Origin of the sequence: Shinella granuli (assembly GCF_004341885.1) — a bacterium.
Lineage (GTDB): Bacteria > Pseudomonadota > Alphaproteobacteria > Rhizobiales > Rhizobiaceae > Shinella > Shinella granuli.
In genome coordinates this window covers 194918-209456 of record NZ_SLVX01000009.1, presented here as the reverse complement: position 1 = coordinate 209456, position 14539 = coordinate 194918, and the positions used below count along the sequence as shown (strand labels likewise).

The 14539-nt window shown below is 63.1% G+C and carries 18 protein-coding genes; 14 read left to right on the top strand and 4 right to left on the bottom strand.

Features of this window, described 5'->3' with window-relative positions; genetic code table 11:
- Positions 1-131: 131 nt before the first annotated feature.
- The gene (locus EV665_RS16665) at positions 132-581 is read right to left on the bottom strand and encodes a hypothetical protein (RefSeq protein WP_133034951.1); all 450 of its coding nucleotides are present in this window, start codon (positions 579-581) and stop codon (positions 132-134) included.
- Between the two features lie 11 nt (positions 582-592).
- On the opposite strand from EV665_RS16665, the gene EV665_RS16660 reads away from it, so the two are divergent.
- On the top strand, positions 593-1324 hold the full coding sequence (locus tag EV665_RS16660) for a Crp/Fnr family transcriptional regulator (RefSeq protein WP_133034950.1): 732 nt from the start codon (positions 593-595) through the stop codon (positions 1322-1324).
- Here EV665_RS16660 and EV665_RS16655 read toward each other — a convergent pair.
- Positions 1317-1547 carry a DUF6894 family protein gene (locus tag EV665_RS16655; protein WP_064333699.1) on the bottom strand — a complete coding sequence of 77 codons (231 nt, stop codon included), beginning with the start codon at positions 1545-1547 and terminating at the stop codon, positions 1317-1319. The genes EV665_RS16660 and EV665_RS16655 overlap by 8 nt on opposite strands.
- Before the next feature lie 138 nt (positions 1548-1685).
- Here EV665_RS16655 and EV665_RS16650 point away from each other — a divergent pair, with 138 nt between their 5' ends.
- The 3 genes from EV665_RS16650 to EV665_RS32355 all read left to right on the top strand — a co-directional run bounded on the left by EV665_RS16650 (position 1686) and on the right by EV665_RS32355 (position 2773).
- The gene (locus EV665_RS16650) at positions 1686-2198 is read left to right on the top strand and encodes a sigma-70 family RNA polymerase sigma factor (RefSeq protein ID WP_133034949.1); all 513 of its coding nucleotides are present in this window, start codon (positions 1686-1688) and stop codon (positions 2196-2198) included.
- 75 nt (positions 2199-2273) lie between these two features.
- The gene (locus EV665_RS16645; protein ID WP_133034948.1) at positions 2274-2567 is read left to right on the top strand and encodes a hypothetical protein; all 294 of its coding nucleotides are present in this window, start codon (positions 2274-2276) and stop codon (positions 2565-2567) included.
- A 29-nt stretch (positions 2568-2596) separates the two neighbouring features.
- Positions 2597-2773, top strand: a complete 177-nt coding sequence (locus EV665_RS32355; RefSeq protein WP_162853085.1) for a hypothetical protein — start codon at positions 2597-2599, stop codon at positions 2771-2773.
- A 27-nt stretch (positions 2774-2800) separates the two neighbouring features.
- Here EV665_RS32355 and EV665_RS16640 read toward each other — a convergent pair whose 3' ends face one another.
- Positions 2801-3283, bottom strand: coding sequence for a DUF982 domain-containing protein (locus EV665_RS16640; RefSeq protein WP_245507742.1), 483 nt, complete (start codon positions 3281-3283; stop codon positions 2801-2803).
- Here EV665_RS16640 and EV665_RS16635 point away from each other — a divergent pair.
- The 10 genes from EV665_RS16635 (at position 3282) to apnL (ending at position 13690) form a co-directional block, all read left to right on the top strand.
- Complete coding sequence (locus EV665_RS16635) at positions 3282-3599, top strand: hypothetical protein (protein ID WP_064333703.1); 318 nt, start codon at positions 3282-3284, stop codon at positions 3597-3599. The genes EV665_RS16640 and EV665_RS16635 overlap by 2 nt on opposite strands.
- A 15-nt stretch (positions 3600-3614) precedes the next feature.
- Positions 3615-4211: a general stress protein gene (locus EV665_RS16630; RefSeq protein WP_064333704.1), complete on the top strand. Its 597-nt coding sequence runs from the start codon at positions 3615-3617 to the stop codon at positions 4209-4211.
- Positions 4212-4434: 223 nt separating this feature from the next.
- On the top strand, positions 4435-5151 hold the full coding sequence (locus tag EV665_RS16625; RefSeq protein ID WP_133034946.1) for a Crp/Fnr family transcriptional regulator: 717 nt from the start codon (positions 4435-4437) through the stop codon (positions 5149-5151).
- Positions 5152-5603: 452 nt separating this feature from the next.
- A complete protein-coding gene (locus tag EV665_RS16620; RefSeq protein ID WP_133034945.1) occupies positions 5604-6431 on the top strand; it encodes a phosphogluconate dehydrogenase C-terminal domain-containing protein in 828 nt (275 codons plus the stop codon).
- A 102-nt stretch (positions 6432-6533) separates the two neighbouring features.
- Positions 6534-7475 (top strand): D-ribose ABC transporter substrate-binding protein, encoded by a 942-nt coding sequence (locus tag EV665_RS16615; RefSeq protein WP_133034944.1) that lies wholly within the window; start codon positions 6534-6536, stop codon positions 7473-7475.
- Between the two features lie 67 nt (positions 7476-7542).
- Entirely contained in the window at positions 7543-8181 is a 639-nt protein-coding gene (locus EV665_RS16610; protein WP_133034943.1) for a DUF2291 family protein, read from the top strand.
- A 1-nt stretch (position 8182) separates the two neighbouring features.
- Positions 8183-9727 (top strand): sugar ABC transporter ATP-binding protein, encoded by a 1545-nt coding sequence (locus tag EV665_RS16605; RefSeq protein ID WP_133034942.1) that lies wholly within the window; start codon positions 8183-8185, stop codon positions 9725-9727.
- Positions 9727-10794, top strand: coding sequence for an ABC transporter permease (locus EV665_RS16600; protein WP_064333710.1), 1068 nt, complete (start codon positions 9727-9729; stop codon positions 10792-10794). The genes EV665_RS16605 and EV665_RS16600 overlap by 1 nt, the downstream gene beginning before the upstream one ends.
- A 2-nt stretch (positions 10795-10796) precedes the next feature.
- Complete coding sequence (locus tag EV665_RS16595; RefSeq protein ID WP_133034941.1) at positions 10797-11831, top strand: Gfo/Idh/MocA family protein; 1035 nt, start codon at positions 10797-10799, stop codon at positions 11829-11831.
- A complete protein-coding gene (gene apnL / locus EV665_RS16590) occupies positions 11828-13690 on the top strand; it encodes a D-apionate lactonase (RefSeq protein ID WP_133034940.1) in 1863 nt (620 codons plus the stop codon). The genes EV665_RS16595 and apnL overlap by 4 nt, the downstream gene beginning before the upstream one ends.
- Before the next feature lies 1 nt (position 13691).
- On the opposite strand, the gene EV665_RS16585 is transcribed toward apnL, so the two are convergent.
- Positions 13692-14408: a transcriptional regulator NanR gene (locus tag EV665_RS16585; RefSeq protein WP_133034939.1), complete on the bottom strand. Its 717-nt coding sequence runs from the start codon at positions 14406-14408 to the stop codon at positions 13692-13694.
- Positions 14409-14539: the final 131 nt, after the last annotated feature.

Sequence of the window (14539 nt, the reverse complement as noted above, 5' to 3'; positions counted from 1 at the left end):
CTCGGGCTTAAGCCCTCCCGGCGGTCTCAGGCCGGCGCCGCAGTGGCCGACTTTTGCTCCGCCCCGTGGCCGGTTTTTACTCCGCCGTTGACATCGAGAGCAGCCGTGGACAGGAACTCGGACTGCCAGTTCTATCGGAAGCGCGCCGGTCGGTTTGTCAGGTTCATCTGGATTTCGAGCCGGCTTGCAAATCGACCCACCAGCCGCACGAGCTTTCTGGTTTCCGACTCCTTGATGCGCTGTGATCGGCAATAGGCCAGGACGTCGAACACTCTGCTTGCCGGTGTCGAAAGTTTCTTGTCGAGATGTTGCATGATGCCTCCCCCGCTTTCGTGCCAGCCAAATGCGCTGGAGGAGAGGATGTTCCTGTCGAACGAGGGTTTGTACGAAACCGTACCGATTTCCGTGCCCGCTTTCTCGCAGGCTCGGCCGACGGTGGATGCACGTCCGTTCCCCTTTGTCCGCTTCCGTACCGACACCCGTCGCTGGGTTGTCTCACCGATTTTATGGTCATAGATGGACGGCCATTGACTCCAGGAGAGACCGAGGCCTTTGGCAGATATGCGGTCGCTGAACTGCATGGGATTGTTGGATGGCAAACGTTTGGCAGGGCAGGTTTCGGAACAACCTGCTGCGGCGTTTACCGGAAACGAGTCTGGAGCGGTTTGCTGCGCGGCTGGAGCGAATAGAGCTTTCTCGCTCCTGCCAGCTCTCCTCTCCGCATCAGCCGATGGAGCACGCCTATTTCTTCGAGAGCGGGATCGCGTCCGTCGTCGTGCGGTCTCCGGAAGGCCAGCATAGCGAGATCGGGATCATCGGGCGGGACGGCATGTGCCCGACATCGGCGATCCTTGATGTCGATACCGATCCCTTCTCAATCCTCACGCAGATGCATGGGGAGGCCTACCGCATCCCTGTCCCGGTCCTCAAGGCGGTGCTGTCCGAGGATTTCGAGGTTCGCAGGCTTTTTTCCCGCTACGCCCAGGCCCTGGCCGTCCAGCAGGCCTACACCGCGCTCTCCAATGCCGCGCACCAGATCGATGAGCGGCTCGCCCGATGGATCCTGATGTGCCAGGACCGCGTGGATGGGGCGGATATCAGCCTGACGCACGAATTCCTGTCGGTCATGCTTGCCGTCCGCCGCCCGAGTGTGACGACGGCGCTCCATGTGCTGGAGGGCAAGAAGCTCATCTATTCCGGGCGCGGCGTCGTCAGCGTGCGCGACCGGGCAGGCCTCGAGGCCTTTGCGCATGACGCCTATGGGGAATGCGAGAAGGAATACGAACGGCTTATAGGGATCGTTGTGTCCCGGCCCGCTAATTGATTGCATCGCTGAAAGGCATGCGCGCCACCAGTCGCCCGCTTTCGTCGACAATCTCGAACATGCGTGTTTCGTCTACCTGCCCTTTGCGGACATCCTCGGCCAGTATCTCACGGGCTGCAAGACGGGCATCGTCCAACGCTGCATTCAACGTGTTGAAATCCGCACCTTCCCGATCCTCGATCCGTTCGGCTCGACTGCAGATGTGAAAGAAGTAGCGGGTCATGTTCGCCTCGGAACAGTTTCGACTCTTCTAAGGACTAACGAAGCCGCGAAGTGTTCCATTCTCTTTTGCCGGAATCCGTACGCTATCGTACAGCAACCTCCACGACCGCGCTCCGTTTCCCCCGAAAGGGAGGAATGAATGGAAGTCCTGGTCTCCGAGCGCGCCACTCAGACGGTTTACGGTGCAATTGAAGCGCAATTGCCTGCGCTGCGGCGGTTTGCCCAACGGCTGAGCCGGTCGGCAAGCGATCGCGAAGACCTGATCCAGGAAACGGTCATGCGGGCGCTTCGATCCTCTCACCATTTTCACCCAGACACGAGACTCCGTTCGTGGCTCTTCACGATCATGCGCAACACCTTCAACACGGAATATCGCCGCCGCTGTCGGGAACCTGTCGGGTTGGACGACGCAATCATCGAACGAACCGGCATGGCAGCGCCGCAGGAATGGGCGGTTCGCCGCAGTGAGTTGCACTGCGCACTTCGACGCATTCCGCCGCGCTCGCGCCGTACATTGCTGCTTGTCGCGATGGGCGTTAGCTACATCGATACCGCGCGGTTGTGCGGGTGCGAGATCGGCACCGTGAAAAGCCGCGTCAATCGCGCGCGAAAGATGCTCGAGGACGAGATCGGCCGCCCTGGCGCGTCTTGACGAGAACAATTGCTGAAACCATCGGTCCCCCCTTCGCGTTGCAAACCTGACCCCTGAAGAAGAGGAGAGGGTGCCATGTCCGATGACAGCACGAAGACCATGTGGGCGACATTCTCGACCCGGGAGGCCGCCGACCGGGCCGTCGAACATCTCGTGCAGCAATGCGGGATCGCCCGCGCCGATGTCTTCGTCGAACCGAGCACGGAGGCCAACACGGCCGGCGTCGAGCCCTCCGGTGGCGATGCCTTTCGCGCCGATGCGCCGCTTCACGGTGAGATCCGGGTCTCGGCCGATATTGCGCGCACCGATCTCCTCAAGGTCGAAGAGGCCTTTCGCCAGGTCGGCGCGCGCAGCGTGATGGCGCAATAGACCTGGTCAAACCTGCAAGGAGCCCACTCATGGCCATCATTCCGAACGAACCCAGTCCCGGCCCGAACCCGGTGCCGGATCTTCCTCCGATCGGCGAGCCGACGCCGCCGGTCAAGGAGCCGGAGCCCGATCGCCTGCCGGACGAGGAGCCCAATCCGAACCCGGACGAGAACGATGACCCGCCCAAGCAGACCGGCTTGCGATAGGCTTCGATCCGTCGGTCTACGTCCGGGTCAATGCATCGTGATGGCGATGTTCGCATCGTGTGCGGCCGCCAGAAACGCATCCCGCACGTCCTCGTCCACCGCCTCGCCGTCGAGCGCATCCGCACAGAGGCGGATGGCTTTGTAGAAGGCGGGGCCGTGCTGCTTCGGCCAGAAATCCATGAGATAGGCCGCAGCCTCCTGAGCGTTGCGCACCACCACGAACGCTTCCGCTTCCGGATCGGCCAGTACGACGGGCAGTTGCCAATTGGGAGCGCTTTCCATGCCGAAACCCCACGCTGTTGTCTTCCTTCTACAACCGGGAATGGCGAAGAATGTTCCCTTTGCTTTCCGGAATTCATTGCGGATCTGTGGCTTCGTCGCCTTTATCCCTTCGGCAAACCCGGCCTCAGGGTGAGGCCATTTGACACCCCCTGAAAATCCCGAGGAACCAAACGCCTCGATCTCTGTTTGCTCCTTGCCTTCAACAGGCTGACAACGAGGAGACACCATGAACAAGTTATTGCTCGCCGCCGCATTCGTCGGCGCATCGACCCTCGGCGCCTTCGCCCAGACCTCCACGGCGCCTGCCACTGATGGCGATACGCCGGCGATCGCGACCCCGGACGAGAACAACGCCACCGCGCCGGTCGAAGGTGCGAACAGCTTCACCGAGGACCAGGCGAAGGAACGCATCGTGGAAGCGGGTTATGCCGACATCACCGGGCTCACGCTCGACGACAAGGGTGTCTGGCGCGGCACCGCGATGAAGGACGGCAAATCCGTCAATGTCGCACTCGACTACCAGGGCAACATCGTTGCCAACTGAGAAAAGGATACTGCCATGAAGAGAACTGCTACCGGACTTTTTGACGACTATTCCGACGCGCGTGACGCAGTCAGCGCCCTTGAAGCGCGGGGTATTCCCTCGGACGATATCAGCATCGTCTCGAACAATGCGGACGAGCGCCGGAGCGGCGATACGAATGCTGCGGAAGGCGCGGGAGCGGGTGCCGGTATCGGCGCGGCCGTCGGCGGCGTCGGCGGCCTTCTGACGGGCCTTGGCATCATGGCCATTCCGGGCGTAGGGCCGGTCGTTGCCGCAGGCTGGCTCGCCGCCACGGCGGCCGGTGCCGCCGCGGGTGCGGTCGCCGGCGGTGCGGCAGGCGGCCTCATCGGCGCGATGACGGAATCCGGCGTGCCGGAAGAGCACGCCCATGTTTATGCCGAAGGCGTGCGCCGTGGCGGCACGCTCGTTACCGCCCGCGTCGAGGAAAGCCTCTATCCGGAGGCCGAGGCGATCCTGCGCCAGTCGAACTGGGTCGATCCGGACGAGCGGCGGGCGGCCTATTCCGAACAGGGCTGGACGCGCTTCGACGAGACGCTCGATCCCTACGGTCCGGCCGAAATCGAGCAGGAGCGGCTGCGCTACCGGCGCTGATCGCGCAGAAACGTCGCAATTCCCAGATCTTTGACGAAGTGGCTGGCCCGGACCTTCGGGCCGGCCGCGTTTGTATGCGTCGCCTCGCGTGTGGCTCACCGTCGCGCGCCCGCTCTTGCGACATGGACAGGAAGTCGTAAGCTCGGCGGCGCGTCGGCATCATCTCCGAAGTGCCGATGCCAGGCGCTGCAATATACATCGGCCCGAAACAGGAGGCGTGGACATGGCCGCCCCGTTGCGCTCCGCACCCCCCAATAACCTCCTGCAGCTTCTGCCGGATGTCGACTTCCAGATGCTGGCACCCGATCTCAAGCATGAGGTCCTTCCCAAGGGCAGGCCCCTGGCGCATCGGGACCGGCCGATCGACGCGGTGTACTTTCTGACATCCGGCATCGGGTCCGTCGTGATCACGACGCCGGAAGGCCGGCGCGCGGAAGCGGGCATCTTCGGTTTCGACGGCTATATCCCGACCTCCGCGGTGACAGGCGCCCGGATCAGTTCCTATGACGTGACGGTCCAGCTCGACGCCGAGGGCTACAGCATGGACTTTGACGATTTCCGCCGCTGGATGGACCAGAGCAAGCCCTTCGTCCAAATCATGAACCGGTCGATGGAGAGTTTTGCCGTGCAACTGGCGCACACGGCCGTGTCCAATGCGGTGCACGAGGTCAACGAGCGGCTCGCCCGCTGGCTTCTCATGTGCCACGACCGCTCGCGCAGCGACGAGATGGCGGTAACGCACGAACTCCTGTCGGTGCTCCTGGGCGTCCGGCGGCCCAGCGTGACGACCGCCCTTCATGTTCTCGAAGGCGAAGGCTTCATCCGTTCGCTGCGAGGCAGCGTCGTCATTCGCAACCGTCCGGCCTTGGAGGATTTCGCGCGTGATTCTTACGGCAGGCCGGAGGAGGAATATCGCCGCCTAATGAACGGGCTTTTCTGAAGCGTGTGGATGTGCCGTCAAGGCGCAAAGCGCACTTCGACCGTTCGCCGGCAACAGACATCGATCTTTCCTGTTGCGTCGCGTCTGGTGTGGTGCGACCGCGTGTTCGCGGAATGCAATATAGGCTCGCCGCAGCGTTGATTGTCGGCGCAAGAACGGGGCTGAATGCCTCATTCCTGATGTGCCCCTGAGCCGAACGTCGCCCGAGATCCGGTCTTTCCCTTTTCTCCGGCATGGCGGAAAAACATCATTTTTTCAATAGATTGACTTGGGCGGCAGGTGTCTTGGGATTTGCCGGCGGCATGTTGTGTTCATCAAGATATCACATATTGCGATAGATAGTTATTGACATGTCATACCAGTTTGAGGATATAGGCTTACACCGGGTGCCCGGTGAGGGAAATTCGGCTGGACGACGTTGGGTTCGGCTGTCGCATTCAGGGAGGTCTTCGATGACATCGATCGCGTTGTTCGGCGCCGGTGGCAAAATGGGCTATCGGCTCGCCAGGAATCTCAAGGGTTCGCGCTTCGATGTCCGCCATGTCGAGGTGAGCGATGCCGGAAAGGCGCGTCTTTCCGATGACCTTGGCCTTTCCTGCGTCTCCGCCGATGAAGGCCTCGACGGCGCCGATGTCGTGATCCTCGCGGTTCCGGACGCGGCGATCGGCAAGGTCGCGGCCGGCATCGTCGACAAGCTGAAGCCGGGCACGATGGTCGTGGCGCTCGACGCGGCCGCCCCTTTCGCCGGCCATCTGCCGAAGCGCGGCGACCTCACCTATTTCGTCACGCATCCCTGCCATCCGCCGATCTTCAACGACGAGACGAACCCGGCCGCCAAGCGCGACTTCTTCGGCGGCATCGCCGCCAAGCAGCATATCGTGTCCGCCCTGATGCAGGGCCCGGAAGAGGCCTATGCGCTCGGCGAGGAGATCGCCAAGGCCATCTGGGCTCCGGTCATGCGTTCGCACCGCGTCACCGTCGAGCAAATGGCGCTGTTGGAGCCCGGGCTCTCCGAGACGGTCTGCGCTTCGCTGCTCGTCGTCATGCGCGAGGCCATGGATGAATGCGTCAGGCGCGGTGTCGCCAAGGAGGCGGCCCGCGACTTCCTCCTCGGCCACATGAACGTGCTCGGCGCGGTCATCTTCGAGGAGACGCCCGGCGTCTTCTCCGATGCCTGCAACAAGGCGATCGAATTCGGCAAGCCCGTGCTCATGAAGGACGACTGGAAGCGCGTGTTCGAGCCGGAGGAAATCGCCGCCAGCATTCAGCGCATCACCTGATTTTCCGGCGGGTTCGCCCGCTGACGACGCGACTTGCACCGGGGCGGCCCTTTTCAATGGAGGAATGGCCGCAGGGAGCCGGTGCCTAACCGGGAGGAAAAGATGAACATTACCCGCAGACTGATCACCGTCGGCTTCGCCGCCGTCATGGCCGCAGGCGTCGCCATGCCGTCCTTCGCCGCCGATCTCATCGCCATCATCACGCCGAGCCACGACAATCCGTTCTTCAAGGCGGAAGCCGTCGGCGCGGAGGCGAAGGCCAAGGAACTCGGCTACGAGACGCTGGTCCTCGTGCATGACGACGACGCCAACAAGCAGTCGCAGCTCATCGATACGGCCATCGGCCGCGGCGCCAAGGCGATCATCCTCGACAATGCCGGCTCGGAGGCCTCGATCGCCGCCGTGCAGAAGGCGAAGGATGCCGGCGTTCCCTCCTTCCTGATCGACCGCGAGATCAACGCCACGGGCGTCGCCGTCTCGCAGATCGTCTCGAACAACTATCAGGGCGCGCAGCTCGGCGCGGAAGAATTCGTCAGGCTGATGGGCGAGAAGGGCAACTATGTCGAGCTGCTCGGCCGCGAAGCCGATCTCAATGCCGGCATCCGCTCCAAGGGCTATCACGACGTCATCGACGAATATCCCGACATGAAGATGGTCGCCCAGCAGTCGGCCAACTGGAGCCAGACCGAAGGCTACTCCAAGATGGAGACCATCCTCCAGGCGAACCCGGACATCCAGGGCGTGATCGCCGGCAACGACACCATGGCCATGGGCGCGATCGCGGCACTCCAGGCGGCCGGCCGCAAGGATGTCATCGTCATCGGCTTCGACGGCTCGAACGACGTGCGGGACTCGATCAAGGCCGATGGCATCAAGGCGACCGTCATGCAGCCGGCCTATGCCCAGGCCCAGCTCGCCGTCACCCAGGCGCATGAATACATCACGACCGGCAAGGCGCCGGCCGAGGAAAAGCAGCTTATGGACTGCGTGCTCATCACCGCGGACAACGCCGGCAAGCTCGAGACCTTCGCACTCGCCGAATAATTTTTCGCGGTGGCGCGAGGCGGGGTGCGGTCCTGCCTCGCGCTTTCTGTTCATGACGGAGAATGGAATGGTGAGGTTTCAGGCTGCCTGTACGGTTCTGCTTGCCGGCGCTCTGGCGCTTGGCGGCTGCAAGTTCGTCAAGACCGAGGACGAACAGAAGCAGGCGGCGGCCGGTGCCTTCAATCCGGACAAGCTGGTCGCCGATATCTGGGACGCGAAGGTCGTGCCCTATCTCGAACAGCGCGCCGGCCCGTTCCGGGAGGTTTCCGCCCTTGCGGCGAACGACCTCGACGCGGCGGCTGCAAGATACGGCCACAAGGAGAAGCAGGGCAACGCGCCCTGGACCTTTGCGGCCAAGATCGACGGGGTGATCGTCGCGGAAGAAACGAAGTCGCGCGCAGCCTATGTGGACGTGGATGTCGACGGTGACAGGCAGGCGGATGTGCGCGTCTCGATCGGCCCGGCCATCCGCGGCACGGCGCTGCGCGACAGCCTTGATTTCGTGATTTTCAACGACTTCAAGAACCAGATCGAATGGGCGCAGTACGGCAAGTCCTTCAACACCCATGTGAACGGCGCGCTATTGGAAAAGCTGCCGCGCGAAGGCCTGACCGGCAGGACGATCAAGGCGACGGGCGCCTATCCGCTGCCGGCCAAGGGGCAACTGCCGCAATTCGTGCCCGCCACCATCGCGGTCGGAGGCTGAGATGAGCGGCATCGACGACGGCGACGTCATTCTCGAACTCAAGGACATCACGAAAGCCTATTCCGGCATCGTGGCGCTGAAGAAGGCCGACCTGAAGCTGCGGCGCGGTGCGGTCAACGTGCTCGTCGGTGAAAACGGCGCCGGCAAGTCGACGATGATGCGCATCATCGCCGGCGTCGAGCAGCCGACGCTGGGGGAAATCTGGATGGATGGCGAGCGCATCCACCTGAACAGCCCCGCGGACGCCGTGCGCCACGGTATCGGCATCGTCTTCCAGGAGCTGAACCTCTTCGGCAATCTCTCCGTCGCCGAGAACATCTTCGCGACGCGCGAGATCACCCGGGGCCTGCGCGGCATCGACCACAGGGCGCAGGTGGAAAGGGCCAACGCATTCCTGAACCGGCTGGAGGCCGGCATTTCCGCCGATACGCTGGCGGAAGACCTGCCGATCGGCCAGCAGCAACTGGTCGAGATCGCAAGAGCCGTCTCGCTCGACACGCGCATCCTCATCATGGACGAGCCGACCTCGGCGCTCAGCGCCGCCGAGGTCGACGTGCTCTTCCGCGTCATCGCCGACCTCAAGGCGCGCGGCGTCGCCATCGTCTATATCTCGCACCGGCTGGAAGAGCTGATGCGCCTCGGCGATTACATCACCGTCTTGAAGGACGGCCAGATCACCGGCCATGCCATGGTCAAGGATATCGACACACGCTGGATCGTACGCTCGATGATCGGCTCGGACGCCAAGGATTTTGCCAAGCAGGTCGATCACGAACCGGGCGGGGAGGTCTTTCGCACGGAAAACATCTGCCTGCCGCGGGCGCAGGGTGGCTATGCCGTCGATCATGTCTCGATCGGCGTGCGCAAGGGCGAAATCCTCGGCATCTACGGCCTGATGGGGGCGGGGCGTTCCGAACTCTTCGAATGCATTATGGGTCGGCACGAGCACTATACGGGGAAAATCTTCGTCGAGGACGAGGAGCTGAAGGGGCGCGATACGACGCGGCGCATCCGCGAAGGTCTGGCGCTGATCCCAGAGGATCGCCAGCGCGAGGGCCTCGTGCAGTCCATGTCGATCGCCGACAACCTCTCCATGGCGAGCCTGGGCCAGTTCCTGAAGGGCGGTTTCCATATCGATCTGAAGCTTGAGAAGAAGGCGGTCCGGGATGCGATCCGCAATCTTTCCATCAAGGCGAAGAACCCGGAATTCGACGTCACCTCCATGTCCGGCGGCAACCAGCAGAAGGTCGTCATCGGCAAGGCGCTGATGACCGGGCCGAAGGTGCTGTTGATGGACGAGCCGAGCCGCGGCATCGATGTCGGCGCCAAGGCGGACGTTTTCCGCACCATGCGGCAACTGGCGGGCGAGGGGCTTGCCATCCTGTTCTCCACCTCCGACCTCGAAGAGGTCATGGCCCTTTCCGACCGCATCGCCGTCATGAGCAACGGCCGGCTGGTGATGGTGGTGGACCGCAAGGATGCCACCGAGGAGATGATCGTTTCGGCCTCCGCGGAGGGACACAAAACCAGAAGGATGCATGCGTGATGACGACAGCAACGCACACTGCCGCCACCGGCAATCATCTCTCCACGGGCGCGGCCCTGCTCACGATCATGAAGCTGAGGACCTTCATCGCCCTCTTCGCGGTGATCATCTTCTTCTCGATCTTCGCGCCGAATTTCTTGTCGACCGCCAACATGATCCTGATGTCGAAGCACGCGACGCAGAATGCGTTCCTTGCCATCGGCATGACCTTCGTCATCATCACCGGCGGCATCGATCTCTCGGTCGGCTCGATCGTCGGCCTCTGCGGCATGATCGCCGGTGGCCTCATCATGTATGGCGTGGCGTTGCCGCTCGGCTACACGGTCTATTTCAACGTGGTCGAGGTCGCGATCATCGTCATGGCCGTCGGTATCCTGATCGGCGCGGTCAACGGCCTGCTCATCACCCGGCTCAACGTCGCGCCCTTCATCGCGACACTCGGTACGCTCTACGTGGCGCGCGGCATGGCGCTGCTCTATTCCGACGGCCAGACGCTGCCCAATCTCACGGGCCGCGAAGACCTCGGCAACCAGGGCTTTTCCTATCTTGGTTCCGGCTCGATCCTCGGCCTTCCGGTCTCCGTCTGGATTCTCATCGTCGTCGCGCTGGGAGCGGCCTACTTCGCCCGCTTTGTCCCGCTCGGCCGCCATATCTTCGCCGTCGGCGGCAACGAGCGCGCCTCCCGCATGTCCGGCATCCGCGTCAATCGCGTGAAGATGTTCGTCTACATGTTTTCAGGTTTCTGTGCAGCGATCGTCGGCCTGATCATTTCCTCGGAACTGATGGCCTCGCATCCGGCGACCGGCACCAATCTCGAACTGAACGCCATTGCGGCGGCCGTTCTGGGTGGTACATCCATGTCGGGCGGACGCGGCACGATCGGCGGCACGATTATCGGCGCCTTCGTGATTGGCATTCTCTCCGACGGTCTGGTGATGATGGGTGTCAGTTCCTTCTGGCAGATGGTGATCAAGGGGCTCGTGATCATCGTGGCGGTCGTGGTCGACCAGGCACAGCGCCGTCTCCAGCAGCGCGTCACCCTGATGCAGATGGCAAAGGCAGGCTGAGCATGGCGAAGACAAAGGGTGCGCTGATCGGCTGCGGCTTCTTCGCCGTCAACCAGATGCATGGCTGGCAGGATCTTGATGGCGTCGAGATCGTGGCGATCTGCGACCGCGATCCGGAGCGTCTTCACCTCGTCGGCGACCAGTTCGGCGTCGACAGGCGATACCGGTCGGCGGACGAGATGTTCGATGATGGCGGCTTCGATTTCGTCGACATAGCGACGACGGTCGGCAGCCACCGCGCGCTGGTCGAGCTTGCCGCCAGCCACGCGGTGCCGGTTATCTGCCAGAAACCGTTCGCCCCGGCGCTTGCCGATGCCAAGGCCATGGTCGCCGCTGCCGAAAAGGCCGGCATTGCCCTGATGATCCACGAGAATTTCCGGTGGCAGACGCCGATCCTCGCCGTCAGGGCGGTGCTGGACAGCGGTGTGATCGGTGAGCCCTTCTGGGGACGGGTTTCCTTTCGCTCCGGCTTCGATGTCTTCTCCGGCCAGCCCTATCTTGCCAGGGGAAAGCGCTTCATCATCGAAGACCTGGGTATCCATTCCCTCGATATCGCCCGTTTCCTCTTCGGGGATGCCAGCCGCATGACGGCCCGCACGCGCCGTATCAATCCGGATATTGCCGGCGAGGATGTCGCCACGATGCTGCTCGACCACGACAACGGCATCACCTCGATCGTCGATGTCAGCTACGCGACGAAACTGCCGGAAGAACCCTTTCCGGAAACCTTCGTCGAGATCGACGGCAGCAGGGGCACGCTGCGCCTCGGCAAGGATTACAAGCTGACTGTCCACGGTCCCGACGGTACGACACGGAGCGTCGTCGCGCCCAATCTGCTGCCCTGGGCCTCGCGCCCATGGCACAATATCCAGGAGAGCGTGGCGCTTATCCAGAAACACTGGGTCGAGCGACTGGCGGAGGGCCGCGAGCCGGATACGTCCGGCCGTGACAACCTGAAGACCTTCGCGCTCGTCGAGGCCGCCTATCGCAGCGCCGAGTATGGCGAGACGATCGCGATTGCGGACCTGCTTGCATGAGCGGCGACCCGTTCAGGCTCTATGGCACGAACGAGCGCGAACCGGAAAGCCGCACGCTCGTTGCCGGCGACCTGAGCGTGGTGCTTCAGGATGGCAATCTGCGCACCCTGCGGTTTCGCGGTCATGAGGTGCTGCGCGCCATCGCCTTTCTTGTGCGCGACAAGGATTGGGGCACCTGCAATGCCGTGATCCGCGATCTGGCGGTGCAGGCAGCGGGCGAGGGTTTTTCCGTTACCTACAAGGCCCGCTTCACCGCGCCGTCGGGCGCCAATCTGGATTGCGCCATTGCGATCTCCGGCACCACGAAGGCCGTGGCCTTCTCCGCCGATTGCGTCAGCGATGCCGATTTCGAAACCGCGCGCGCCGGCTTCGTCGTGCTGCATCCGGTCACCGGCGTGGCGGGACGGCCCTTGCAGGTCCGCCACGGCGATGGCAGCGTCGAGCACGCGCACTGGCCGGACCAGATCGAGCCCTGGCAACCGTTCAAGGATATTTCCGCGATCACCCATCAGGTCGCATCCGGCATTTCGGCGGCGACAACGTTCGGCGGCGACGTCTTCGAGATGGAGGACCAGCGCAACTGGACCGACGGCTCTTTCAAGACCTATGTGCGCCCGCTGTCGCTGCCTTGGCCCTATCTCGTGCCGGAGGGCCAGCCGTTCAGCCAGGCGATATCGGTCGAAATCCAGGTTGCCGACAATGCGGCGCCCGCCACCGGCGCATCCGGCGCCATCACCCTGCAAATGGCGCCGACAGGTCGCCGCTTTCCCGAAATCGGCGTCGGTCTGCGCCCGGAATGCCTCGCGCAGGAACATGCCGCGCTCGATACCCTGGCGGCCGTCGGCGCACGGCATCTGATTGCCCATTTCGATCCCGGCGCCGGCCACGGCCTGGCGGCCTTGAAGGGATATGCCGGCATCGCGGCGAAATCCGGTCTCAGGGTGACGCTGGAACTGGCCGTGCCGTGCAGGCGTCCGCTGGCCGAGGAGATGGCCGGATTTGCCCGCCTGGTGCGTGAAGCCGGTCTGCTGCCCGACACGCTCTTCGTCTGCCCCTCGGTCGATCGCCAGTCGACGCCGCCGGGCAGCATCTGGCCGGAATGCCCGCCGCTCAAGGACATCTATGCCGCGGCGCGGGCCGCCTTTCCCGGTATCCGCCTCGGCGGTGGCATGATGAGCTATTTCACGGAACTCAACCGCAAGCGCGTGCCCGCGGATCTCATCGACTATGTCAGCCATTGCACGAACCCCATCGTGCACGCTGCCGACGATCTCTCGGTCATGCAGACTTTCGAGGCGCTGCTTTCCGTCGTCCGCTCGACCCGCGCCATCTACGGCGAAAAGCCCTACCGCATCGGCCCTTCGACCATCGCCATGCGGCAGAACCCCTATGGCAGCACGACGAAGGACAATCCGGCGGGAGCGCGCATTCCTATGGCCAATGTCGATCCGCGCCACAATGGTCGGTTCGGCGCCGCCTGGACGCTGGCCTATGCCGCGACCGTTGCCGCGACGGGGCTGGAAGTCCTGACGCTTTCGACGCTTGCCGGTCCGTTCGGGCTGGTGGCGGGGGAGGGCGAACCGAGGGCGCAGGGGACGTGGCGGCCGCTCGCGCATGTCGTCGCACGCCTCGGCGCGCTGGCGGGCGAGGATGTGCAATCCGTCGAAACGTCGCGGCCGGATGCGGTGCTTGGGCTTGCTTCGCGGAAGCGGTTGCTGCTGTCGAATATCACGCCGGCAATGCAGACAGTGGTCCTGCCTTCGCTGCCGCGTTCGGTTTCGCTGATCGCAGAAGAGGCTTTGCCCGTCGCCGCGCGGCTCGTCCTGCCGCCCTATGGCTGTGCCGAGATCGTGCTCTGAACTATTTCTGTCCCTTGAGCGCATAAAGTGCGCGGGAGCGTTCGAGGTGCTTGATCATCGCCTTTTCGGCAAGGTCCGCATCGCCTCTCTCGATGGCACGGATGATTTCCTCGTGCTCGGCGAGCGTGAAGTTCTCGCGACCGGTCCAGATGAGCATTTCGGTATGATAGGATTTCAGCCACCCCAGCATCGCGCCGCTGACGGCGGCGAAGATCGGATTGCCCGAGATCTGCGCGATGTACTGGTGGAATTCCATGTCGGCATCGATGAAGGCATCCGCATCGCCGAGGCTCTGTTTCTGCTTGTCGAGGAGGGCGCGCAATTCCGCGATGTGCTCCGGTGTCGCCTTGGTGGCGGCCTCGCGAATCATGCCGCGCTCGAAGAAGATGCGGGCGCTCTTCAGGTGTTCCAGCGAGTCGGAGGAGCCGGAAAGCATCAGCTTGGCCGGCAGGTCCACCTGGCGGATGATGGATTCGGCGGTGATGCGCAGCACCTTGGCACGTTCACCCTGGGAAATCTCGACCAGCCCCTTGCCGGCGAGCGCCTGCATGGCCTCGCGAATGGCCGGGCGGCCGACGCCGTAGCGCTCCATGAGTTCGCGTTCGGAGGGCATGTCGTCGCCGGCTTTCAATTCGCCGGTTTCGATCATGGTCTTCAATCGCGCGAAAACTTCGTCGGAGAGTTTCTTGCGGACGATCGGTTCGGAAACGACGCTCATGAGTCACCTGATTTCGACAGGTTTGAATATGCACCAAGTTCCTTCGCCGCAACAGCTTTCACCGCAATCGGCTTGCAATAACATAAATACTCATTATACCAGTTATTGGGCTATAACAAGATACGCCTCGG